15 protein-coding genes and 2 pseudogenes are annotated in these 23,732 nt (G+C 65.0%); 3 read left to right on the top strand and 14 right to left on the bottom strand.

Going from position 1 to position 23,732, the window contains the following annotated elements; all coding sequences use genetic code 11:
- Window positions 1–439 precede the first annotated feature (439 nt).
- From AL755_RS09775 to AL755_RS09760, 4 genes and pseudogenes are all read right to left on the bottom strand, one after another.
- Window positions 440–4,306: an NPCBM/NEW2 domain-containing protein gene (locus AL755_RS09775; protein WP_150117086.1), complete on the bottom strand. Its 3,867-nt coding sequence runs from the start codon at window positions 4,304–4,306 to the stop codon at window positions 440–442.
- Window positions 4,307–5,021: 715 nt separating this feature from the next.
- Window positions 5,022–5,933, bottom strand: a complete 912-nt coding sequence (locus tag AL755_RS09770; protein ID WP_150117085.1) for a hypothetical protein — start codon at window positions 5,931–5,933, stop codon at window positions 5,022–5,024.
- Window positions 5,930–8,296, bottom strand: a complete 2,367-nt coding sequence (locus tag AL755_RS09765; protein ID WP_054010843.1) for a tetratricopeptide repeat protein — start codon at window positions 8,294–8,296, stop codon at window positions 5,930–5,932. The genes AL755_RS09770 and AL755_RS09765 overlap by 4 nt, the downstream gene beginning before the upstream one ends.
- Window positions 8,254–9,140: pseudogene (locus AL755_RS09760) on the bottom strand (DUF5107 domain-containing protein). The gene AL755_RS09765 and the pseudogene AL755_RS09760 overlap by 43 nt, the downstream one beginning before the upstream one ends.
- Before the next feature lie 203 nt (window positions 9,141–9,343).
- Between AL755_RS09760 and AL755_RS09750 the strand changes: the two are divergent.
- Window positions 9,344–10,201: an AraC family transcriptional regulator gene (locus tag AL755_RS09750; protein WP_054010840.1), complete on the top strand. Its 858-nt coding sequence runs from the start codon at window positions 9,344–9,346 to the stop codon at window positions 10,199–10,201.
- Between the two features lie 56 nt (window positions 10,202–10,257).
- Here AL755_RS09750 and AL755_RS09745 read toward each other — a convergent pair whose 3' ends face one another.
- The 4 genes from AL755_RS09745 to AL755_RS09730 are packed head-to-tail and all read right to left on the bottom strand — an operon-like array spanning window position 10,258 to window position 15,173.
- Complete coding sequence (locus AL755_RS09745) at window positions 10,258–11,982, bottom strand: glycoside hydrolase family 36 protein (protein ID WP_160318882.1); 1,725 nt, start codon at window positions 11,980–11,982, stop codon at window positions 10,258–10,260.
- Window positions 11,983–11,991: 9 nt separating this feature from the next.
- Window positions 11,992–12,837 carry a carbohydrate ABC transporter permease gene (locus AL755_RS09740; protein ID WP_054010838.1) on the bottom strand — a complete coding sequence of 282 codons (846 nt, stop codon included), beginning with the start codon at window positions 12,835–12,837 and terminating at the stop codon, window positions 11,992–11,994.
- Entirely contained in the window at window positions 12,837–13,769 is a 933-nt protein-coding gene (locus AL755_RS09735) for a carbohydrate ABC transporter permease (RefSeq protein ID WP_054010837.1), read from the bottom strand. Before AL755_RS09735 ends, AL755_RS09740 begins: the two co-directional genes overlap by 1 nt.
- A gap of 60 nt (window positions 13,770–13,829) precedes the next feature.
- Window positions 13,830–15,173: an ABC transporter substrate-binding protein gene (locus AL755_RS09730; RefSeq protein WP_054010836.1), complete on the bottom strand. Its 1,344-nt coding sequence runs from the start codon at window positions 15,171–15,173 to the stop codon at window positions 13,830–13,832.
- A 156-nt stretch (window positions 15,174–15,329) separates the two neighbouring features.
- Here AL755_RS09730 and AL755_RS09725 point away from each other — a divergent pair, with 156 nt between their 5' ends.
- Complete coding sequence (locus AL755_RS09725; RefSeq protein ID WP_237762648.1) at window positions 15,330–17,423, top strand: alpha-galactosidase; 2,094 nt, start codon at window positions 15,330–15,332, stop codon at window positions 17,421–17,423.
- The gene (locus tag AL755_RS09720; protein WP_054010834.1) at window positions 17,420–18,826 is read left to right on the top strand and encodes a hypothetical protein; all 1,407 of its coding nucleotides are present in this window, start codon (window positions 17,420–17,422) and stop codon (window positions 18,824–18,826) included. Before AL755_RS09725 ends, AL755_RS09720 begins: the two co-directional genes overlap by 4 nt.
- A gap of 19 nt (window positions 18,827–18,845) precedes the next feature.
- On the opposite strand, the gene AL755_RS09715 is transcribed toward AL755_RS09720, so the two are convergent.
- From AL755_RS09715 to AL755_RS24375, 6 genes and pseudogenes are all read right to left on the bottom strand, one after another.
- Window positions 18,846–19,916 (bottom strand): LacI family DNA-binding transcriptional regulator, encoded by a 1,071-nt coding sequence (locus AL755_RS09715; protein WP_082369055.1) that lies wholly within the window; start codon window positions 19,914–19,916, stop codon window positions 18,846–18,848.
- Between the two features lie 153 nt (window positions 19,917–20,069).
- Window positions 20,070–20,846 (bottom strand): crotonase/enoyl-CoA hydratase family protein, encoded by a 777-nt coding sequence (locus AL755_RS09710; protein ID WP_054010833.1) that lies wholly within the window; start codon window positions 20,844–20,846, stop codon window positions 20,070–20,072.
- Between the two features lie 61 nt (window positions 20,847–20,907).
- On the bottom strand, window positions 20,908–21,840 hold the full coding sequence (locus AL755_RS09705; RefSeq protein WP_054010832.1) for a cytochrome b/b6 domain-containing protein: 933 nt from the start codon (window positions 21,838–21,840) through the stop codon (window positions 20,908–20,910).
- 129 nt (window positions 21,841–21,969) lie between these two features.
- Complete coding sequence (locus AL755_RS09700) at window positions 21,970–22,944, bottom strand: electron transfer flavoprotein subunit alpha/FixB family protein (protein ID WP_054010831.1); 975 nt, start codon at window positions 22,942–22,944, stop codon at window positions 21,970–21,972.
- 12 nt (window positions 22,945–22,956) lie between these two features.
- Window positions 22,957–23,463: an electron transfer flavoprotein subunit beta/FixA family protein gene (locus AL755_RS09695; RefSeq protein WP_337589598.1), complete on the bottom strand. Its 507-nt coding sequence runs from the start codon at window positions 23,461–23,463 to the stop codon at window positions 22,957–22,959.
- A 116-nt stretch (window positions 23,464–23,579) separates the two neighbouring features.
- Window positions 23,580–23,732 (bottom strand): annotated as a pseudogene (locus AL755_RS24375) (electron transfer flavoprotein subunit beta); the annotation flags it as partial.

Genomic DNA, 23,732 nt, shown 5'->3' with positions numbered 1-23,732 from the left:
ATCCCCGCCCACTCCTCAAGTGCGCACGCGATGTGCCCCGCCTAGCAAGATGCTCCGTGTCGCTTGAAAACGCCGTCCACAGTGGCGAGATCTTGGCGAATTTTGGCCCGGCACCACTGACCCCGGCCGAAATTGCCCCGTCACCAATTTCCGGGCCGAAGGTCGAGAGCCGGGAATTCTTCACATTCCACTGCCGGAACCGCGGAGTCAAGCCCAAAATACGGCCATGCGTCCGCCGCCAAAGGACCTGCATTGGAACAGCGATTCCCAAACAGTCGCCGGTGAGGAAACCCAGCGTGAGTCACGGCCTCTTCAATTGGAATTCGGGCGCAGGGGCCGGGGTATCCCAGCAAAAACGTTGGCCACCTTTCCCCACACCGAATCGATGCGGGGAACGGCGGCCAACGTTCTTAATTCTTTGTCGACTTGCTGCTATTTCTTAGCCGTGGCTGCGGCGGCGGCGAACCAATACGGTTGCCGCACCTGCAAATACGGCCAGCAATGCGAAGGCCAGGATCGGCAAGGCCCCGTTGGCGCCCGTGCTTGCCAGGCCATCTGTTGTTGCCGCAGTCGTGGCAGCTACCGCACTGGCGGGCTGGCCGGCAACGGCGCTTGTGACTGTCAGTGCGATACCGAGGTCCACTGGCTTGCCCCCGGCGCTGGTACCGGCAATGACAACCGTGTGCTTGCCGGCGGGTACGTTGGCGGGCAGCGTGGTGGTCAATGAAGCCGTGCCGTCGGCCGCCGCCACCGAGGTGCCCAACAGGATCGGCTCGGAGTGCAGCGTGAACGTTGCCTTGGTCCCGGGCTTGAAGTTCTTCCCCGTAATTGTCAGCTTCCCGCCCGGTGCCATCGATGCTGAGCTGACGCTGCCACTGACGGTGTTGGCGGGACCGGCCGACGGCGTCGTGCCGGCGCTTGGTGTTGCCGAGGGCTTGGCAGTCGGTGTTGCAGACGGTGCTCCTGACGGCGTTGCCGATGCCGAAGCGCTGGGTGTGGCTGAAGGCGTGGCCGACGGCGTCGTGCTCGGTGTTGCTGTCGGGGTGGCCGTCGGAACCGTTGTGCTGCAGCTGAACTTCGCGTCTGCCCAGTCCGCCCACTCGTCACCGAAGGAGATGACCTTGATCTTGGCAACGTCCAGGTCGATGTAGCGGACACCCGTGACATCGACGTTGAACTTGTAACCATCGCTGTCGACCGTCAGCTGCGGTGAGGTGGCAAGGGTCTTCCCGTCGCCCACAACCGTGAACACGACGTTGCCGCGGTGCGCCTTGGTCAGCTTCGCGTCGTCAATGCCAACAATTGCGCTGAAGTTGGTGCACTGACCGCCCAGGTAGTAGCGGATGCTGGAGTCGGCATGGGTGCCGAGACCCTTCGCGTAGACCTTGGTGTCGATCGTGATCGGTGTTCCGTCGCCGGCGGCATCCTCACCGTTGTTCATGTCGCGTTCGACAGGACCCCACTCATTGGCAGGGGTGCCAACAAATGGCAGGTCGCTGGCGTAGCTGTCCTTCGCGGGTGCCGGCGGAAGTCCGCCAACTATGCTGATGACGACGTAGCCGGTGGCTGCTTTTCCGTTTCTGTCGGTGCCTGCCACGTTGATGGTTGCAGTGCCCACGGCCGCATCCACAGGCAGTGTGCGCTTCAGGGTTGCCACTCCCGCGACGTCGGCCGTTGCCGTGCCCAGCACCGTGGCGCCGAGGGAGAACGTGGCTTCCGTGCCGGGCTTCAGATCGCCCACCGAGACAATGTACTCGCTCCCCTGCCCAATCGGGCCGCCCGGGTTGACCACGGGGGTCAGGACAAGTGGCGCGGCCTCGCCTGAACAATGGAACATGGCGTCCGCCCAGTCGGCCCAGTCATTGCCGTTTCCATCGCCGGCATCTTCAACCACCAGATCCACGTACTTAGCGCCCTTCAGGTCGACGTTGATGGGCAGCGCCGGTGAGGAGCCATGCCGAACATCGGACTTATACAGTTCCGTGCCATCGCCCAGGACGGAGAAGACCACCGAACCGCCGTCCTTCTTGAAGTAGTCAACGCCGATATCGGCGGTCAGCGCGGTGCACTTTCCGCCGGCAAAGAACTTGATGCTGGAGTTTGCGTGCGCTCCCAGGCCCTTGGCGTAGGTCTTGCCATCGAGTGTCAGCGGCGGCCCGTCGTTGGGAGCCTGCTCTCCATTGGCGCTATCCTTTTCAACCGGACCCCACCCGTTGGTGGGAGTGCCGATCCACTTCAGCTCGGACGCGTAGCTGTCCGTTGTGGGTGCCACCGGCGTATTGGTGTCCGGCTTCCCCTCAATGACCGAGAAGTTGTCGAACTGCTGGGTCTGGAAGCCCACCACGCCCATCCCGGCCTGGCCGAAGTCATACTGGCCGTCGGTAGCGCTCCCGACAGTCACGCCGTCGATCTTTGCGGACAACGTGGTGCCCTGAAGTTCGAAGGCAATGTTGTGCCAGGTATTGGTGCCGAGGGGCGCCACGGTACCGCTGGCCAGCGTGGTGAAGGTCCACTTGGAATCACTCTTGAGGATGGACCAATCACCATTGCTGCCGACCCGCATGTGGTAGGCATTGAGGCCGTTGTTGTTACGGTTCTGCTGGTTCAGGCGCCCCAGGAGTTCCACCGATCCGTTCTGTTCCATCATGGTGTCAACGCTGACCGTGTAGTTGGCCCACGTCTGGTCACCGAGGAAGGTATACGGCGCATTGTAGGGCTCGTCGGTCCAGCGGATCGGCGATATCGGCGCCATCTGGCGCACGCACTTTCCCGTTCGGCCGGCGCCACAGTCCACGCGGGCAAAGGCGCCGTTCATGTCCGTGAAGTACTTCGGGGAGGTGCTGCCCGCGGGGGTTTCAAAGTTGTCCGAGTAGGGCAGGCCCAGGTCTGCGCGGTCCGGCGAGACGCCCGCACCCTTGCCCTGGCCGGTGGTGGTTGTCACGCTGTAGACGAATCCGGGCTGTAGCGTCAGGGTGAACTTGCCGTTCGACGGCGTGACGTCCTGGGTGTGGACGAAGTAATCCTTGGTGTCGGTGGAATTTACGTTCGTGGCCCAGACCTTGACCGTCCCCGTGGACAGGCCGCCGGAAACCGTGAACGAGGCCGTTTGTTCGGCAGTGGCGTCCATGGTCTCGATGATGGTGCTGAAGTCGACGTTGTTAGGCGATTTCAGCGTCACGTAGCTACCGTTGCCCCGGTCGCCGCCAAGATACCCGCCGGCTGAATCAATGTAGTGCCAGCCGGGCTTGGTGAACTGCGTGGTGTGCGCCGTGACCCAGCTTGTCTTGCCGATGCTGTAGGCGCCGGACCACGGCTGGTTTGCCACTGCCATGCCGTCGGTTGAGAAGTACAGGTTTGGATACATTGCCCCGATGAGCGGCCAATTCATGTACGAGGTCATGCGTCCGTCGAGGTATCCACGATTGATGGCCCGAGCAACCGGCGCGGCCCCGGTATTGAAGTCCTGGGATCCGCCTTCCGTTGCCCACAAGGGTTTCCCGGAACTCTGAGCGTTCGGCGTGCTGGGACACGAGGTATAGGCCCCCAGGTAGCCGCACGGATAGTGCGTGCCGATGATGTCGATGGCCGCGGCGAACTCCCGGTCCGTCTTCATGGCGTCGGCAACGCCCCAACCGGTGTCATCGCCGACCACCTTGGTTGCGTAGCCCTTTGCCCGGAGGGTCGCATGCAGGTTCTTGTACCAGTCTTTGTCGAATCCGCGTTCGTTCCATCCGCCCAAGGTGTCGATCGTGAATCCATGGCTGTCGGCGCAGCCGAGCCAGCCCATGAGGTAGTCGATCATGTCCTGGGACCAGAAGTTGCCGCCGCCTACCCAGCCCGGGGCACCCCAGGCCAGGGCAGAGAATTTGAGGTCGGGATTGCGCTTTTTCGCCTCTGCCATCATCCACCACTGGTAGCCCTGGTTGCAGTCAACGGCACCCTTGGAGTGCTGGAAGCTCGCCTCGGCGCCATCGGTGGAGTTTGTGTCGCCACCGATCTCGACCTTCAGGATTTGCAGCCCGGCACCGTAGCCGGGCTTGAACAGGTAATCCAAGATCTGGGTGCGCTGCGGCTCCGGATAGTCGATCAGCAGCCGGGAGTTGCCGCCACCACCGGAAATTGCGCCGACACCGTCGAAGGCAAGGCCTGACCCCGAACCATTTACGGCGATGGAGGTGGAGACTGGCACGGCGGCAACTGCCCGCTCCACGGGAGCCATCCCCACCAACCCCACGCCGGCCACCAATACAGCAAGAGCCGCCCCCAGAATGGCTGTGCCGCGAGTGTGGAGGGCACTCCGGCTCACGGGCGCTTGCCCAGCACCGAAGCGCCCGCTTGCACCAGTGGATATGGGCGGGTTACCGCGCTTGCGCCAGGAGAATGCTCTTGCCTTCTCGTGCGGTTCTTTACGCTGGGGGTTCATGGAGTTTCGGGCCTCTTCCTCGGGGCTAAGACGTGCGGATCCATGTCAGCGTAAATGGTTTGTTATCGATACCACAATACTTTTCAAGAACGCTGAAAATAGCTCACGAGCCAATTCAAAGCATGGGCAGGTAGCGGAGCCAAAGGCATGCGGAAGATGTGACTATAGGCATTCCTCGGGCAACAAGTGCGCAAACCAGCCACCAACGGGCCTTCGGGCCGCGATGCGCGAGCCACGTTGCAGTAAGTGCATGGCGATTTACAGCGCGTCGAACTACGCCAATCATTTCGGGAAATCAATCAAAACATTTCAAATAGACGCCGTAATGATGCATTTTCAGGCCGTAACAAACCCGAATCGCCGTCATTTATGGTGAGCTTGAACAGATTACTAACATTTTTGAACAAAAACACCTGCCACGCGCCTTGGCCCGCCCATAGGCCGTCATCACCAACAGCTTCAAAAGGCACGCCAGTGGAAGCGGCCGGACATCATTGAATCATCACTGGATTGATATGTCCGTCGCGCGAAAGCAAGGCATCAGCAATCCTCATGGCTACTACTCCTAGGATCTCCCAGCCTCCTGTCCTCCCGGGCGTCAACAAGAGCCGGGCCTGGTCCCGCCGCCTGATCCCGCAGACAAAGCCAGCACCCAGTCGAGCGGACGCCCGCGGCTGAGGGTCAGCACCCGCCCCTCCTGCGCCGCCGTCGAAAGCCGCTCGCCCCACGCGGTCGACGGTTCGACGGCGATCACGGGTTGGGCGGCAAACTCGCCGTTGTCCCAGAACAGCCCCAGAAACGGCAGCTGATCAGGGTTCCAGCCGATCCGCAGGGTGCGGCCCCCGCCGACGGCGAGGACCGCGGCATCGGCACGGACTCCGGGATCAACGAAGGCCTTCAACGAGGTGTCCGGAGCCAGCCGGGCGTGCAACGGTGCGGTCGGGAACGGGCGCTCCCGCCCGGCGTGCGGGTACATCTCGCAGAGTGCGGGCGCGATGGATTCGCCGCCCGCCTCGAGCGAAACGGCGGTTCCGGCCGGGGCCGCGAACTGCGGATGCGCGCACCACAGCAGCGGCACCGGTTCCGGGGATTCGGTAACAGCACGGTAACTGAGGGTCAACCCCGTTGCACTCGCGGCGATGGTGCGCTCCACAACGACCGGCAGGCTGTGCAGGTGCACCGATGTGGTCAGCGAGGCCGGCGTGGCCTCGTGGACGCTCCACGGGACGTTCCAGACATCGCCGTGGTCGGGTCCAGCGCCTGGTCCCCCGCCGGCGGCGATCCTGAAACCGGGATCCGCCTGCACCGTGGGCGCCACCTCGTCCCACCCGCCCATGCCGGGCCGCACAAACCTTTGGTCGCGGCCCGGGGCTGCGGTTCGCGTGCTGGGTACAAGCCATTCATGCCCGTCGTCGCCGCGAAGGCTTACGATCCGGGCACCCCGGTCCGGTTGCACCTCGGCGCGCAGTCCGGGGCCTGTCACCACGGCGCGCACCATGGAAGTGGTCATGCGGGCTGGCCGCACAAGTCACCGAGCTGCTCCCGCAGCCGGGCGACCAGGCGGTCGCGGCCTTCCTGCGGGTCCTCGTTGAACAGCAACATGGTGGGCAGGGAGGTGGCGAAGTAGTCAATGGTCGCGGGAGCCACGGCAAGTTCCGCGATGTACGCGGCCAAACCGTCGGTCAGCAGCACCGACTCCGCCCCCCGGCCCAGGCGCCGCAGGGCGAGCACCGAGAAACAGCTTTGCTCGCTGTAGCTTTGGACGTTCATGGCTTGGAAATCACCGCGGAACGACGCCGCGTGCTCCCAAGCCGCGGCCGCCTCAGGTGCGCGCCCCAGTGCCGCGAGCGTGTCACCGCGCAGCAGTTGCAGCCGCGCCGAGTTGGCCAGCGGGTGCCGGGCCTCGCCCAGCGACGCGGGGCTGGCGATGGCCGAGTCCAGCCAACGCAGCGCGGCCACGGCGTCCCCGGCCGCCAGGGAGTGTTCGGCGAGGGCAATGTTCGCGGCGTCCCAGGCAGCAAGCGCCTGGCCCTCGCCGCCTTCCCAGGGCTGGAAGACGCGGGAAAGCAGCCAATTGCGGGCGTCATCGGCGCGGTCGGCGGCGGTGAGCAGGCCGGCGTAGACAACGCTGAGGTCATCCCGGGATTCGACGAGGGCCTGGTGCTCTTCGAGGCATTCCAACCGCACCTCTTCCGTGGCGTTGAGCCGGGCGGCGAGCTGGTCAAACTCGAACAGGAGCTTGGCGTCCTCCGGCGCCAGGGCTCGTGCGCGTTCGAAGTATTCGAGGGCATGGGCGCCGTCGCCGAGCACATTGTGTGCGGCGATGCCGAGATTGCGCAGCACAATCACCAGGGACTCTCGATCCTGGGCGCCGGGGTCCGCGGCGAGCAGTCCGGTTTCGGCCCGCTGCCACAGCCGGATCGCCTCAACGTAGCGGCGTTTGTCGTAGTGCCAATTGCCCAGCAGCATGGCGGCCAGTGCGTCGTCGCCGTGGTCCAGGGCGCTCCGGAGGGCGTCGATGTCGGCCGTGCGGGAGGGCTGGCACAGCGCGCGGTCCACCTGGTGTGCCCGGGTGCGAGCCGCCCGGCCTTCCTCCGGCCGGCCGGCGGCGTCGAGCAGCATGGCCCGGTGGTAGTGCACCAGAGGGGCCACCTGCACCTGGCCCAGGGCGTTGTGCCCGGCCGCCGCGGCGGCGAGATCCAACACGCGCAGGGCGTCGTCGGAGAATCCGGAATGGGCATAGTCGATGGCGACGTCCAGCAGGGTGGGTGCATCAGCCGTTAGGGGCAGCTCGGCCAGCTCACGGGCCCATTGGTCCAGCGGGTCGCGTTGCAGGGTGTCCGCCAGATGCCGCTCCGCCTCGGCGTGCCGGCCCTGTTCCCGCAGCACCCGGACCAATAGGTCGGCCGCCTGCAGGTGGGCGCCGTCGAGCGTGAGGACCTCGCGCAGCTCGGCCGCGGCGCCGTCGTAGCGGCCGGCACGGGCCTTGAGGCGGGCCAGGGCGAACCTGGCCGGCACGCGCCAGGCCGCATTCCAACTTGCCTTCGCGAGGTAACTTTCGGCCTCGGCGTCGCGGCCCGTGCGGGTGAGGAGGATGCCCAGGCGGTAGTGCGCCTCGCCGTCGGCCGGGTTCGAGGCGTATGCCGCGATCCGCGAGATTGCAGTGCGCAACAGGGTCTCGGCTTCCGCCAGCTCTCCCGTCCGCAGGGCGCTATCGGCCAGCGCGATGTTGGAGCGCACCTCACCGGGGTCCCGGCGCAGGGCCTCGCGCCAGTACGGTTCGGGCAGGCGGGTCGCGTGGCGGTACTGGCGCAGGTACTGGCCGATGTAGAACAGTTCGTCCACCGAACCGACATCCTCCGGCGCGGGCGGTTCGGTGGCGGCGTCTGCCACCTCGCCGTCGGTGTTCGTGCGGGTGCGCGGCTGCCAGCGGATCAGCTCGGCATCCCCCTGGCGCACGGTCAGCACCAGTTCGCTCGGCTCGAGGCGGCGCCCCAGCTGCAGCGTGTGCACGAGCGGAGCGCCGGGGGTGAGGTCCAGGGCCCGGGAATGGAGCAGCTCGCCGCCGGCCGTGTGGAGTTCGACGACGCTGGCGGGCAGTTGCTCTGCCGCGGCCACCCCGAGATCGACGGCGGTGACGTCGCCCGACACGGTGGCGTGGAGGCTCACGGCCAGCTGGGTGGTGGCCTGGTGCACGGGGCCGATCTGCTGGATGGGGTACCAGAACTGGCTAAACGTCTTGGTCTCCCCCGGGGCCAGGAAGGAAAAGTCGGGCTGGTTGTCGGTAAACACACCGGCCATGAGTTCAATGTACGGGCCATCGCCGTCGGTCAGGGCTGCGACCCAGGCATGGCCGAACGGGGCGTCCCCCATGTCCAAAGCTTCTTGCCGGGGGCGTAGTTCTTGTCCGCCCAGTGCACGAATCCCGCGCCGCGGCCGTGGTCGTAGCCGCCAAAGAAGTCGTCCTCGGTCTTTGTGACCATGTAGGAAGTGGGGACGGTGATGTTGCGGTACCAGTCGAGGCGGTCGCCGTCGGGTAAATCTTCGCTGCGCCGGGCCGGGTAGTCCACCCCGTAGTAGCTGCCCGTTACGGCCGGGTAGCTGGCCGTGGCCCGCTTGGCATGATCGGCCACCTGGTCCACATCCGTGGGGAAGAAGGCCTGGTAGTTGCCGTCGACGGCGGCGGCAACGTTGGCCCACCACAGGAACGTCTGGGTCTCCTCGGTGCGGTTGTACAGCCGTACACGCGCCTCGATGGCGGCACTGTCCGGACGCAGGCGGATCCCGTGCATGCCCTTCATCCGGGTGAACGGGTCATGGTCGGAGCACCACACCGTCACGGCGCCGTCGTCCTCGTGTTCAATCTCGAAGTCGGTGGCAGGAACGTGGCCGGGCGGTGGTGCTGGGGCCAATTGAACTCGACGCCGCCGGAGATCCACGGCCCGGTCAACCCCACCAGGGCCGGCTTGATGACGTTGTTGCGGTAGAAGAAGTCATAATCGGCCACCTTGTCATAGCCGATGTGGATCCGGCCACCCAGTTCCGGCAGGACCACCACGCGCAGCCACTCATTCTCCAGATGCACAGCCGTCCAGGAATGCGGACGTTTCTCCTGGCTGACCCGCTCGTGGAAGGGCAACGGGAAAACGCCGCCGCCGGACCCCTGGTAGACCCTTTGTTCGAAGAATGCCGGCTTGCTGTCCGGCGCCAGCGGCATGTAGGTATCGATCGTGAGCGGCTCGGACCAGCACGCGACTGGATGGGCCAGCAAATGGGCGGGGACGGGCGGCAGTTCGATGCGTGATGCAGCGGAAACGTGGGTAGTCATGATGCCAGCCTAGGGAGGGACGTACAGCCGGCGAAAGCACCATTCTCATTAAATAACTGGACAAAACAATGATTCTTAGCGAGTGTGGTGCCATGACGGTTGAAGAAGGGTTCCCGGGCCAGCGCCTGCACGTACTCCCCCGCCCCCTGGTCCGCGCAGCGCTTTCACGCCCCGGCACGCGGTCCTTGCTGGTGACCGATTCCGGCTACTTCCCGCGCGCCAAAGCCCACGGCATCCTGCGCGAAAAGCCCATCCGGGAGGCGGTTATCCTGGTATGCACGGGCGGCAGCGGCTGGTGCACCGTGGGCGGCATCGAGCACACGGTGCGGGCCGGCCAGGCGGTAGTGATTCCGCCGGAGACCCCGCATTCCTACTGGAGCAAACTGGACGATCCATGGACCCTGTGGTGGATGCACCTGGACGGCAGCGAACTTCCGGATTTGCTGCCGGCTGCAAGTCCCGCACCGGTGCACACGCCCGCCGAACAGGTCCGCGCGGTGACGCTCATCGAGGAGATCGTCGAACAGATGGGGTGCGATGAAAGCCAGGCAAGCCTGTTTGCCGCCGCCGCGGCCGCATGGCATTTCCTAGCCGTGATTTCAACCTCCGCAGACAGTGCGGGAACCCCGGACGGGGTTGTGGACCGGGCCAGGGAATACCTGCAGTCTCACCTGGCCGAACGCACCAGCGTCACCGAACTCGCCACGCTGGCGCGCCTGAGCACCTCCCACTTCGCCGCCCTGTTCCGCAAGCAGGTGGGGACCTCCGTGCTGCAATACCAGACCCAGTTGCGGATGGCCCGGGCCCGGGAGCTACTCGACACCACCGAACTGCCTGTCGCGCGGATCGCCGCGGAGGTGGGCTACCCGGATGCGTTCTACTTCTCCCGGCAGTTCCGCCGCGTGCACGGCACAACGGCGCTGCGCTACCGCGCACTGGGCAAGGGCTGAGGCATTAACGAAACCGGTGCGGATGCCATCGCGGCACCCGCACCGATGACTCCGGGCTACTTGTCGAGCGGAACCCGGGTAATTCCCCACGGAGTGACATCGACAAAGCCACGTTCGCTTCCATCGTGGTCATCGCCGTCAGCGATCAGCGAGGCCCCGGGAAGGGCTGCGCCGACCGCCGTGTACGGCAGGGCCTGGGACGCCGTCGAGTTCAAGATGACGAGTTCGCCGATCCCCTCCAGGTCCAGGTCGAGGTGCCGCGGCTGATAGGCGGCAACCACCAGGGTCGAACCCAGCCGTGCGGACACCACGGGGTAGCCCTCGTTCGGCAGCCCAACACACAGCTCGCCATTCAGCAGTACCTCGCGCAAGGAGCGCCATTCGGTCAACAGCTCGGTGACCCTCGTCTGGTGGGCGTCCGGGAGGCTGTCCATCGGCATCGAAATCTGCGGCACCGAAAAGAACGCATTGAGCAGCTGCCGGGACACAGTCTCCACGGGCGCCGTGGGATCCCACATGACGGGGTCGGAGTGGACGATCTGGTCGATGGCGAGCAGCCGCAGGTTGATCGTCGAGCGGCGGTTCTGGTCGGCGTCGGCCGGGCAATCATTTGCCCGGATGACGTCGGCAAACGGTGCCACGGCCGGGGAGATGTAGGGCTGCCGGAACTCGATGAGCGCGCCGGGGCGCGCATTGTCAACGGCCTTGGCGATCTCGCCGAGCACCAGTGTCATGGCGTCGCCGACGTCGGCCACGTCGCCACCGGACGGGGTGCCGGCGTAGACCATCACGTTGTTCAGGAAGTCGATCTTCAGCCCGTCCAGGGCGTAGTCGGTCATCAGCCGCGTGCACAGGGCAACGAGGTGGTCGCGCACCTCGCGGTGGCGCGGGTCAAGGACCCAGGTCCGCAGCGTCTCGGAGTAGTGGCCCATGTAGGGGGTGAGGTCCGCGTAGGCCGCGCTCTGCTCGCCCACCAGGAACGGGGCAACCCACATGACGGTTTCCAGGCCCGCTGTCCGGAGCTCGGACACCGTGCCGCGAAGGTCGTCGAACTTGGCGGTGTCGGGAACCCAGTCGCCGCACCCGGCATACCAGCGGCCGTCGCCGAACTTTTGCCAGCCGTCGTCGATGAACACGGATTTGCAGCCGATGGAGCGGGCCGCCTCGGCATTGCCCATAACGATATCGTGCGAGATTTGCTGCGAGTAGGCGTACCAGGTGGAGTAGACCGGTTCGAGGGCGATCTCCGCCGGGGCCCGGCCTGAAATGCCGTCGTGCAGGATCGCGGAAAGCTCGCGGATCGCCTCGACGTAGCCCGTCTCGGGCGCAACCACGGCGAGCCTGACGATCGAGCGTGCCGAGGCCAGGCTTTCGCCGATGCCCAGGCGCGCAACGAACGTCTTGGCTTCCTCGGAGGCGCCGAATTCAAGCTCGCCTTCCTGGGTCAGGCAGTCGAAGGCGAACGCGAAGGTGCTCCGGCCGTCAGCGTCGCAGAGGACTCCGATCGGCGCCGAGCGCACGGCACTGAAACCAATGCGGCCCTTCCAGTCGGCCGGCAGGCAGTCGCCCGGGTCGAAGCCCGGGTGCCAGTAGGCGGTGGCGTTGCCCAGGGGTGCCTCAAGGACGATCTGTCCCCCGGCGGCAATGCTCACGGTGATGATGTCGACGGGGCCGCGGCGTTCGACGCCCTCAACCAGGCAGCCGCCCCCAACACCGAATTTGATGCCTCGCGTGAGCTCCGTCCACTGCACGGACAAGAGCTGATGGTCTTCAAGTAGCACGGTGATTCCTTATTGCTTCACGGCGCCGGCCAGGATGCCCGCGACGAATTGACGTTGGAGAAAGAGGAAGAGGATCAGGACCGGCAGCATGGAGAGCATGGTGCCCATCAAGAGTTGTCCGTAATCGGTGGTGCCAATGCCCTGGAGCGAGGCGAGGGCAACGGGCACGGTGTAGGACTCGGGTGAGCGCAGCACCACGAGCGGGTAGACGAAGTCGTTCCACTGGGCCAGGAACAGGAAGATCGCCAGTGCCGACAGCGCGGGGCGAACCGTGGGAAGCACGATCCGGCTGAAGACCTTAAACTCGCCTGCGCCGTCGATCCGTGCAGCCTGGATCATCTCATCCGGAATGGCGTACATGGTCTGGCGCATCAGGAAGATGCCGAACGGCAGTGCGAGGTTCGGCAGGATCAGTGCCTGGTAGCTGTCGAGCCAGCCGAGCGAGACCATGATCTGGAACAGCGGGACCAGGGTCACCTGCGAGGGCAGTGCCAGCGTCACCAGCAAAGTACCAAACATGATCGTTTGACCGCGGAACTTGAACTTTGCAAAGGCGTATCCCGCTGCCGTGCACACAATGAGCCCCAGGGCCGTGTAGGTGGTCGAGACGAGGATCGAGTTGACCATGGAGCGCCCAAAGAGGGTGTCCCGGAAAAGGCCCACAAAGTTCTCGACAAAGGCCGGGCCGGGCAGGAAGTGCGGCGGCGTGGAGAAGATGTCATGCGCACCGTAGGTGGTGGCGATCAGCAGCCAATAGAACGGGAGGATCATCAGCACCGCACCGGCGGCAATGACGGTGGTCAGCACCAGTGAGCGTCCGGGCTTCTTCCGCGCCACAATGTTGATGTCGGACATTAGGATTTCTCCTTGAACAAGCGCAGCTGGATCAGCGAGATCACGCCGATGATGATGGTCAGGGCGTAGCCGATTGCGGAGGCATAGCCGAAGTCGAAGTACTTGAAACCGTTTTGGTACAGGTACATGCCCACCGTGAGGGTCGCGTTGTCCGGCCCGCCGTTGGTCAGCACATACGGTTCATCGAAGAGTTGCAGGGTCCCGATCGTGGAAAGGATGACCGTGAGCACGATCGCCGGACGCAGGCCCGGCAAGGTCACATGCCAGAAGCGTTGGAATGCGCTTGCACCGTCAACATGGGCAGCCTCGTAGAGCTCGCCGCCAATCGATTGCATCTGGGCAAGGTAGATGATGGCGTTCTGGCCGGTGTAGTGCCAGGTCATCGCGATGACGATCGAGACCTTCGCCCACAGCGGATCGGCGAGCCACGGGATCGGGCCCATGCCGATGAAACTGATGAGGTAGTTGACGAACCCCTCGTTCGTGTTGAACAGCGCCCGGAACAGGATTCCGTATGCGACAAGTCCCATGACGATGGGCACGAAGTAGGCGGTGCGCCAGAACGAGCGGAACTTCAGCAGGATCGAGTTGAAGGCAACAGCCAGCACGATCGCAAGCACCAGCATGATCGGCACTTGTACAAGGAGGATGATCCCCGTGTTGCGGAGCGCTGTGTAGAACAGCGGGTCCTGCAGGAGCCGGAGGTAGTTGTCCATGCCGGCGAACTCGATGTCGCCGCCAACATTCTTGGTCAGGCTCAGCCAGAATGCGGAGATGTAGGGGTACAGCTTGAACCCGACGAACAGCACGATCATCGGTAGCAGGAACAGGTACGGGGTGATGCGGGGGTAGCCGACCGAAGACCGCCGGCGCCGCGGCGCAGGAGCCTCCTCGGCCTTTACCGGCGCCGTGATTTGGAGCGTTGAATTCATGGTGAGTGCCTTTTCATGGGTGCGCCGGCCAGTGGCCGGCGCACCCTGGTTCGACTGCTACTAGGCAGCGAGCTTGCGGCCGGTCTGCTGGGCGACCTGGTTGGCGGCGTCGGTGAGCGCCGCCTTCGGGTCATCGCCCTTGAGGAGGATGCGCGTCTGCGCGTCGACGTAGGCCTTGAGGGCCCGCGCGTAGTCGCTCGTGTAGTTCACCGCGGGGGTGTTCTGGTTCAGTTCATCGATGAAGATCTGGTTTACCTTCTCCCCGCTGAAGTACTTGCTGGGGGCGGCAAAGCCGTCCGACTCAAGCATCGGCTTGAAGCCGGGGAACATGCCACCGCCTGCGTAGGCCAGCTTTTGGCCTTCCAGGGTGCCGAGCGCGAAGTTGATGAAGGCCCATGCCGTCGCCTGGTTGTTGCTCGACGTCGGTACCGAGAGGTAGGTGCCGCCGTTGACGGCGCCGGTCAGGCCGCCGGGCGTGACGGCGGGAGGCAGGCTGACGCTCCACTTGCCGGCCATGGCGGGGGCTTCCTGCTCCATGACGCCGGTCAGCCAGCCGCCGGATGCGGTGGTGGCCACCTTGCGCTCACCGCGGAGGGTGATCAGCAAGTTGTCCCAGCTGCCGGGGACGTCCTGGATAAGGCCAAGGTCATTGGCCTTCTTGATGATCCCCAGTGCCTGCACGCCTTCAGCACCGTTCATGGTGATTTCACCGGCGGCGTTGAAGTAGAACGCGCCCTGCAAGCCCATGAGCAGTTCGAAGAGGCCAGCGGAGTCGGCGACCGTGCCGGCCTTGTCCATGCTGAACAGGGATGCTCCGGTCTTCGCCTTGAGGGTGACGCCGGCCGCGAGCAGATCGTCCCAGGTCTTGATTCCGGCGTAGTCGATGCCGGCCTGCTTGAACAGGTCATTGCGGAAGAAGAACCCGGCCGCATTGACCTCGTAGGGAATGCCGAAGACCTGGCCCTTAGGGCCGCTGCCGCTCTTCCATGCACCGGCGGGGAACTGGGCGGCGAGCTTGTCCGCGCCCACGTCGCGCAGGTCGAGCAGCTGCTTGGGGAATTTCTCCACATAGTTGCCCATGTAGTCGATGCCGATGTTCAGGACATCGGCCAGGCCGCTGCCGCCGGCGGCCATGCCGGTGGTGATCTTGTCCCAGATGGCGGGATTGCCAACGTCCTGGACGTCGATCTCAACGCCGGGGTGCAGCTTTTGGAAAGCCGGGATGGCAGCCTTCAGGCCGCTGCCCGGGGCATTCCAGGTCCAGACGGTAATCTTGCCGCCGATTTTTCCGTCAGCGGCAGGCTTGCCGGTTTGGGTCCCGCAGCCAACGAGCGTCAGCGCGGAAGCGGCGGCAAAAGCCGTGAGCACCTCGCGGCGTCCGAGGTTTGTTGTGGAGAACTTCATTGTTCACAGTCCTTTCAAAGTGAGTCTCAGTGAGTGTGGTCACACGACAGTAACATGGTACTAGTATATATGCAGACAATTTCTGCAAAATTACAAAGGAGCAAAATGGAGTCCTCGCTTGTACATATGACCTGCGCCGGAGTGAGTGTCATCGTCGTGACCAAATCCGATTCACTACCCGTCGTGGCCTATTGGGGTGCCGAATTGGGACACCTGGATGACGCAAGCAAGGCGCGAATCCTGGCCGATACCATGCCGGTACGCGCCACAAGTGAGCCGGATGTCCCGCTCCCCATTGGCGTCCTGCCGGAGGCCAGGCAGGGTTGGATGGGCTTCCCCGGCATCGCAGGCCACCGCGACGGCCAGGGGTCCTTCGCGGATATGTGCAATGTCACATATCACTATACTCCTGCGGGTGATCCGGGAACAGGTCAACGGCTCATCGCCCGAGGCCTCGATGTGTCGGGCCTGCTCGGCGTCACCCTCGAAATCGAGCTGCTGCCCAGCGGCTTGCTGCGCATCCGCGCCACTGTGACCAACGACGGCGCCACCGAGTACCGCTTGGAGGGCCTGGATCTCGCGCTGCCCATCCCGGGCCGGGCCACGGAATTGCTGGATCTTTCCGGTCGTCATAACGGCGAGCGCCGTCCGCAGCGCCGTTCACTGGTTGACGGGACCCACCTGCGCGAAAACCGGCGCGGGCGCACCGGCCCGGACGCCGCAACCCTATTGTTCGCGGGCACCCCGGGTTTCGACTTTGCCCGCGGCGAAGTGTGGGCCATCCACAACGCCTGGTCCGGCAACCAGCGCGTCTGGGCCGAGCGCACCAACGGCGGACGCACCTTCCTGGGCGCCGGCGAGCTGCTGCACTCCGGCGAGATCGCCCTGGCCCCGGGCGCGGAATACTCCAGTCCCTGGCTCTATGCCAGCTACGGCGAGGGCCTCGACGCGGTCTCCGGCCGCATCCACACCATGCTGCGCGCCCGGCCGGAGCATCCCCCGGTGGGCCGCCCCATCACCCTGAACACCTGGGAAGCCGTCTATTTTGACCACTCCCTGCCGCCCCTGGTGGAGCTCGCAGACCTGGCCGCGAGGGTCGGCGTCGAACGCTTTGTGCTCGACGACGGCTGGTTCCTGGGCCGCCGCCACGACCGCGCCGGCCTGGGTGACTGGATCATCGACCCCACCGTCTGGGAAAACGGGCTGGCCCCGCTGGTTGACCACGTGCGCTCCCTTGGCATGCAGTTCGGCATCTGGTTTGAACCCGAGATGGTCAACCCCGATTCGGAGATGGCCCGCAACCACCCGGACTGGATCCTCGGACCCCAGCACCGCAACGCTCCCCTGGCCCGCCAGCAGCTGGTGGTCAACACGGCGCACCCGGAGGCTTTCGCCTACCTGCGCGACCGGATCGTCGAGGTCGTCACGGCGCACCGCATCGACTACATCAAGTGGGACCACAACCGTGACCTGGTGGAGCCCGTCAACCGCACCACCGGCGTCGCGGGCGTGCATGAACAGACCCTTGCAACGTACCGCCTCTTCGACGAGATCAAGGCTGCCTGCCCCTGGCTGGAGATTGAGTCTTGCTCTGCCGGTGGCGGCCGGATCGATCTGGGCGTCGTTGAGCACGTGGACCGCTTTTGGACCTCGGATTCCAACGATCCCCTGGAACGCCAGCGCATCCAACGCTGGACCAGCCTGCTCATGCCGCCGGAACTGCTCGGCTCCCATGTCGGCGCCGCCAAGGCGCACGTCACGGGCCGTACCAGCTCCATGACCTTCCGTGCCATCACGGCGCTCATGGGCAGCTTCGGGATCGAATGGGATCTGCGCGAGGCGTCCGAGGAGGACCTGGCCGAGCTCACCGCATGGATCCGGCACGTCAAGCGGCTCGCCCCGCTGATCGAGCGCGGCACGCTCCACCGCCTGGAGACCGAGCACGCGCACATTGCACAGAGCGTCGTCTCGGCGGACCGCAGCCACGCCATCGTCACGCTGGCCGCCATCGACTCGCCGCCGCACATCCCCGGCCCGGCACTGCGCCTGGCCGGGCTCGACCCCGAACGCCGTTACCGTGTCACCAAGGTGACCATCGATGGCGCCGTGGACACCATCTCCGCGCGCTGGCAGCCGTCCTGGTGGAACGAGGAGCTCGTGGTCCAGGGCTCCTTCCTGGCGAAGATTGGCCTGCCCATGCCCACGCTGCGCCCGCAGGAGGCGGCCCTTATCGAGGTTATGGCCGTATGAGCGGGGTTCGCATTGAATCCGACAGTGCCGAACTGACGGAGATCTTCGAGTGGGCCAAGCTCACGGCGGCCGAGTCGGTGTACGACGACGGTGCCACGGGCCCGCTCGACGTCTCCGAGGCACACCCCGGCCCGTACCGGCAGGTGCCGTACCGCGCAAGCTACCGGGCGGGTTATGCCCACCGCAGCGGCTACTACCAGCGCGACTTCGTCCACCAGGCGGTGGGCGCCCAGCTGCTCGGCTGGGCGCGCCAGAACGAGGACATGCTCAAGTCCCTGTTGGCAACGGCCACCGCCGAACACGGCGGCTGGCCGGTGTGGGCGCTGAACTTCGACGGCGAGACCCCGCTCGCCATCGATTACCGTTCTCCGCAGGAGTTTGTGCGCGAGGTTCCGGCCATCTTCGAGATGGTCGAGCTGGTGCACGTGCTGTACAGGTGGACGGGCGATACCCTGCTGCTGGAGCACCGCGACTTTTGGCGCAATACGCTCGGCGGCTTCCTCGCCGACCATGACACGCAACGTCCCAACGGTGTGGCCGAAGGCAGCGGCCTGGGCATCTTCCAGGGCGCCGCCAGCTACAACGAGCATCCCACGGCACATTTTCGGGAAGCCGGTGATGCGTTCGGCGCCCAATATGCCGCCACGCTGCATGCCGCCGCCCTGGAGCTGGCCTGTGGCGAGCCCGAGGCTGCGGCACTGTTCGAACGGACCGGGCAAGAGTTGGCCGCTTACTTCCGCGACACGTGGAGCCGCGGAAAGGCCGACGTCGTCGTCAACGGTTGGACGGTCGACGGCGAGCCGGTCACCGAATGGGGCAGGGAAACGACCTTCTTCATGCCCATGAAGGGGCTCCTGGCCGGGGATCCACGCTCGGAGCAGTTGTTGGCGGACATCGACAGGCTCTGCGCGGACCCCGTGGGCGCACCGGCCAATATCGAGGCGTTGACCTATGTGCCCGATCTTTTCCTGCGGCACGGTGATGCAAACACGGCCTGGCGCTGGATCCGGCACATCTACGCCCGCCGCAACGACCCGCACGTTGTGCCGCAGCAGGGGTTGAACGGCTCCTACCCGGAGGTGTCCTTCACGCTCGTCGCGCAGATCATTTCGGGCCTGCTCGGCGTGCAGCCAAACGCGGCCGGCAATGTGGTGACGACCCGCACAAGCCTGCCGCACGGCGTCGAACGGCTCGAGGCCTTCGACATTCCGTTCGGTGCAGGGACCATCGACGTCGGCGTTTCCGGGGGCACTCAGTGGCTGTACAACGGCACCGGGAGTCCCCTTGAGTGGCGGGTCTTCGCCGGGCCCCGGACAGGTTTCCAGGACCCGCACCTCATCGGTCCGGTCACCGCAACGCTCACGGTTGGCCCCGGCGAGCGCCGCACGTTGACGGCTAAATAGTCCCCCGCCCCGGCGCGCCCTAGACTGCGCGCACCGGGGCGGTGGACAGCCGAACATGCAATGCCGGCTCCATGAATACCTCGTCGGTGCGCACGGCACGGTTTTGCACCATGGTGACGACGGTGCGGGCCACGGCCTGGGCGAGGTGCTCCACCGGCTGGCTGACGCTGGTCAGCGGCGGGGCGGTGAACTCAAGGATGAAGGAGTCGTTGTAGCCGATGACCGAGACGTCCTCGGGAACCCGCATCCCCCGGCGGGTGATGGCCCTGATGGCGCCAAGGGCCATGTCATCGCTCGAGGCCACGATCGCGGTCACGTCCAGGTCCAGGAGTGCATCGGCGGCGTGCCGGCCACCGTCGACGGTGAAGTGGTGCCGCAGCACCAGGTCTTCCGCGCCGTCGATGTTCCGGGCATCCATCGCGTTCAAGAAGCCCTCGACCCTGCGGTCGGCGGGGATGTTGCCGACCGGGCCGGCACTCATGCCGATTCGGCGGTGGCCCAGGCCGTACAGATGTTCCACCGCGAGCTCGGCTGCCCGCCAGTCGTCGGTTGAGACCACGGGTGATTCGCCCGCCTCGAAGCCACCGTTCACGCAGACGTAGGGCACGCCCCGGGACTCAAGGAGCGCGCGCGCCGAATCGTCGGCGTTGACGAGGGTGTTGCTCGAGGACAGGAAGATGGCCGCGGCGATACCGGTGTCAACGAAAGCCTCCACATAGTCCCGTTCATAGACGGAGCCGGGCAGTACCGGCCCGATGACGGCACGCAGGCCGTGCGGGCTCAATTCGCTCTCGATGGCATTGCACATCTCGCCAAAGAACGGGGTCCTGAGGCCGGGCACGAGGACCAGGACGATCTCGCCCTTGAGTGTGCGTTCATACCCGATCTGGCGCAGGGCATCCTCGACCTGCTCACGCGTACGCGAGGAGACACCGTACTTGCGATTGAGCACGCGGCTGACAGTGGCCTCGCTGACGCCCGCGAGGGCGGCCACCTCGGAAAGTTTGGCCGAACCCGCAGGCGACCGGGTCTTCTTCCCGGGGTGCTGTTGGCCGCTTTCTGGCAGCTCGGAAATTCTCGCGTCAGTCATAACAACCCATTATGGTCGATACGCGCTGAAACTACCGGCCGACCGCACGGCACCTCCCCCGATTACGTCAGGTCCCGCCCCCGGTCGCCGAACGGCCGGAAGGGAATCTCGGTAATCACAGGTGCAAAAAGGGCGGACCCAACCGGCCCAAGGCTAGCTCCCGGACCACATGGGGACGCGCTTCTCGATGAAGGCCCGGGCGCCTTCAACAGCGTCGTTCGACTTCCCGATAGAGCCCACGTATTCCTGCTGCCGCGAAAACTTCTCGCCAACGGCCCAATCCCCGGAGTGGACCATGACCTGTTTCGAGGCGGTCAATGCAAGGGGGGCATTTTTGGCTATTTCTTCGGCAAGGTCCAGAGCGGCCACCAGTGCGCCGCCGGGTTCCGCGACCCGGTTGACCAGGTGAAGTCCTGCGGCCTCCGCCGCCGGAAGCATTCGTCCAGTGAGGACCAGCTCCATCGCAAAGTGGTACGGAAGGCGGTGCTGGATCCGCAGCAGGCCCCCGCCGTTGGCCGTCAGCCCGCGCTTGACCTCTGGCAAACCGAACGCGGCGTTGTTGGCAGCAACGATCAGATCGCACGCAAGGGCAATCTCGAATCCGCCGCCGAGCGCATACCCTTCGACGGCGGCGATGATTGGTTTCAATGGCGGCCGCCCTACCATTCCGGCGAAGCCGCGGGACGGAACGACGGGGATCTCCCCGCGGGCAAAGCCCTTGAGGTCCATCCCCGCACAGAACGTGCCACCGGACCCGGTAATGACGCAAACGCTGAGTCCGTCGTTGCCGTCAAACTCCTCGAACGCGTGTGCAAGCTCCTGTGCCAGCTGCAATGACATCGCGTTCTTGGATTGCGGACGGTTCAGTGTGAGGACGAGTATGCGACCCCGTTCCTCAATCAGCAACGGCGCTTCTTCGTAATGTTTCATGGTTTCGTCACTTTCGAATATGTGTGGATTCGGTGCATGCCGGCGTCGTCCGCGGTGGATGTCAGCGGCTGACCTTGCCGGTGAGGGAAGCAATTGGACCAAGGAACATCGGGCGGGCCACAAACCAGGCCAGGGCCATGACCACCACAGATGCCGCGAAGAAACCGAACCCTACCCAGCCATCATCATTACGTGACCCGTACATGTGGTTGAGATTGTTCAGCGCTCCCGTGCTGAACACCAGGGCGACGTGGATGACTACGAAGACGACGAAGTAGACCATTACCGGGACGTGCACGGCACGGGCCATTTCGATCGGGTATGCCTTGTTGAGGGCTGGGGTGTTCTTCGGCCATGCCGGGGACATCCGCAACCCGGTTACCAGTGCCAACGGCGCGGCGACGAACACGGTGAGGAAGTACGACAGGACCTGCAGGCTGTTGTAGTTGACCCAACCGTTTTCCAGGGGCCAGGACAATGACGCGTATTGCAGCAGTGCCGATGCCGCGTTGGGGAAAACATCCAAGCTGGTGGGCACGATCCGCATCCACTGCCCGGTTGCCAAAAGCATGATGAAGAAGACGATCCCGTTGAGCACCCAGAGCGAGTCCAGGCTCAAATGCAGCCACAAATCCAGGCTGATCTTCTTCGGCGGATTCTTTGTGCGCAGGGGGCCCTTGTTGTTGCGGGTCCAGTACGCCTTGGGCCTGGCCGTAGTCCGAACCAGCCACCCGGTACGGATGATCAACAGGATAAAGAATGCGTTCAGGAAGTGCTGCCACCCCAGCCAGGCAGGCAATCCCACCGGGGCCGACGACGGAAGCCTGGACTGGCCCGGGTACGCGGCAATGAAACCCTGCACCGGTGCCAGCTCTCGCAGCCAACGGGCCAGCAACACCAGCAAAGCCATGACCAGCAGCGCCGCCAGGATCAGGCCAACCCGCTTGAACGTCCTGCTGTTTTTCAGTGCGGGCATCGATTTCGTCATAGTCATGGGTCAACAAATTTCCTACTAGGGTGCCACCCCGTCCGGCCCGGGGCTTTTGGGGCCGGACGGACAGGACGGGATGGCGAAGGACATAAATCGCGGCCACAGATACGTCGGCCGGTTGCAAGGCAATGCCTAGCGGGTGCCGGCCTTCAAGGACTCCATCAGCTGCGGCACAACCTTAAAGACGTCACCGACTACGCCAAAGTCCGCGACCTCAAAGATCGGGGCGTCCGCGTCCTTGTTGATGGCCACGATCATCTTGGCGGTCTGCATGCCTGCCCGGTGCTGGATCGCTCCGGAGATGCCCAGTGCCACGTACAACTTGGGCGATACGGTGACACCTGTCTGCCCGACCTGGGTGGACTGGTCCGTGTAGCCGGCGTCCACCGCGGCGCGGGAGGCACCCACAGCGGCCCCCAAGGCATCGGCAAGCTGCTCAACCAACACGAATTCCTCCTTGGAGCCGAGGCCGCGGCCGCCGGAGACCACCTTCTCGGCACCGCGCAGGGCCGGGCGTCCCGAGGAGATAATGGCTTCGTCCACGGAGTCGATGGTGCCGAAGCGTGCGGGGTCTCCGGCGGTGGTCACCGTGGTCACGGCCGGTTCGGCTACGGCGGCGGCCCGCTCCTCGATGGAACCTTGGCGCAGGGTAACAATCGCAAGACCGCCCTCAACCACAGATTCGACCGTGTGGGCGCCACCAAACACCGAATGCGTGGCAGTGATCGTTCCGTTGTCGGAGCGGAGGTCGACGGCGTCGATGGCCAGTGCCGCTGCCGTTCGGACGGCCAGCCGGCCCGCCACGTCGCGGCCCAGCACCGTATGGGGAACAAGGACGGCGGCCGGTGCGTGTGTCTTGGCAGCCGAGGCGAGTGCCTCGAGTTCCGGCGCGGCCAACAGGCGTCCGGACTGTTCGGTTTCTCCAATGTGCACCAGTCCGGCCCCAAACCGGCCAAGTTGTGCCGTCAGCTCCGTTCCCTTGCCGGGGGCGGCGGCCACCACGGCCACCGGCGTCCCGAGCCTAGCTGCGGCCGCGATCAGCTCCGCAGCGGTCTCTGCAATCTCGCCTGCGGATGTGGTTTCAATCAGCGTCAGAATGTTTGCCATGTCAGATCCTTCCTAGAGCAGCCGGTTGGCCGTGAGGAAGTCTGCAAGCTGCGCGCCTGCATCTCCCTCGTCAACAATTTTGGTGCCAGCCTGGCGGGCCGGGCGGGCCTGGGTGGAAACCACCCGTGAACGCCCCAGCCCTGCAAACGCGGGGTCCAGGCCCAGCTCTCCCACCGAGATGACCGTCACCGGCTTGCGCTTGGCGGTGATGATGCCCTTGAAGTTAGGGAACCGGGCCTCGGCCACGTGCTCCGTGACGGAGACAACGGCCGGCAGGGATGCGCTGACCGCCATGGTTCCCTTCTCCACCCGGCGCTGACCGCTGACGGAACCTGGCGCGATTCCGAGGGAGCTGACACTGCCAAGATGGGGCAGCCCCAGGTGCTCGGCCACCATGGCCGGCAGGACGCCGCCGCGGCCGTCGGTGGATTCGTTGCCGGCAAGCAACAAATCGAACCCGGCGTGCTTTGCCGCTGCAGCCAGGACTGCTGCAGTCCGTCCCAGGTCCGCACCTGCCAGCGCGTCATCGCGGACGTGTACCGCCGAGTCCGCCCCATGGACAGGGTCTTGCGCAGTGCCTTGGTTGCAGAATCCGGCCCCATCGACACGACGACAATCTCGGTGCCCTTGTTTTTGTCCTTGTAGGCCAAGGCCACTTCCAGGGCGCGTTCGTTGATCTCGTCGGCAACATTCTCCCCGGACACCCGGTCAATCAGGCCGGACTGAAGGTCCAGGCTGCGTTCCTCTTCGGTGTCGGGCACCTGCTTCACCAATACGGCGATCTTCAT

The sequence above is a fragment of the Arthrobacter sp. ERGS1:01 genome (assembly GCF_001281315.1).
GTDB lineage: Bacteria > Actinomycetota > Actinomycetes > Actinomycetales > Micrococcaceae > Specibacter.
This window is presented reverse-complemented; position numbering and strand designations above follow the sequence as displayed.

Excerpts from the sequence above, each read along its gene's own strand:
- AL755_RS09710 (WP_054010833.1), bottom strand. The coding sequence starts at position 20,846 with ATGAAACATTACGAAGAAGCGCCGTTGCTGATTGAGGAACGGGGTCGC.
- AL755_RS09705 (WP_054010832.1), bottom strand. The coding sequence starts at position 21,840 with ATGACTATGACGAAATCGATGCCCGCACTGAAAAACAGCAGGACGTTC.
- AL755_RS09740 (WP_054010838.1), bottom strand. The coding sequence starts at position 12,837 with ATGTCCGACATCAACATTGTGGCGCGGAAGAAGCCCGGACGCTCACTG.
- AL755_RS09730 (WP_054010836.1), bottom strand. The coding sequence starts at position 15,173 with ATGAAGTTCTCCACAACAAACCTCGGACGCCGCGAGGTGCTCACGGCT.
- AL755_RS09715 (WP_082369055.1), bottom strand. The coding sequence starts at position 19,916 with ATGACTGACGCGAGAATTTCCGAGCTGCCAGAAAGCGGCCAACAGCAC.
- AL755_RS09735 (WP_054010837.1), bottom strand. The coding sequence starts at position 13,769 with ATGAATTCAACGCTCCAAATCACGGCGCCGGTAAAGGCCGAGGAGGCT.
- AL755_RS09765 (WP_054010843.1), bottom strand. The coding sequence starts at position 8,296 with ATGGGGGACGCCCCGTTCGGCCATGCCTGGGTCGCAGCCCTGACCGAC.
- AL755_RS09750 (WP_054010840.1), top strand. The coding sequence starts at position 9,344 with ATGACGGTTGAAGAAGGGTTCCCGGGCCAGCGCCTGCACGTACTCCCC.
- AL755_RS09720 (WP_054010834.1), top strand. The coding sequence starts at position 17,420 with ATGAGCGGGGTTCGCATTGAATCCGACAGTGCCGAACTGACGGAGATC.
- AL755_RS09700 (WP_054010831.1), bottom strand. The coding sequence starts at position 22,944 with ATGGCAAACATTCTGACGCTGATTGAAACCACATCCGCAGGCGAGATT.
- AL755_RS09770 (WP_150117085.1), bottom strand. The coding sequence starts at position 5,933 with ATGACCACTTCCATGGTGCGCGCCGTGGTGACAGGCCCCGGACTGCGC.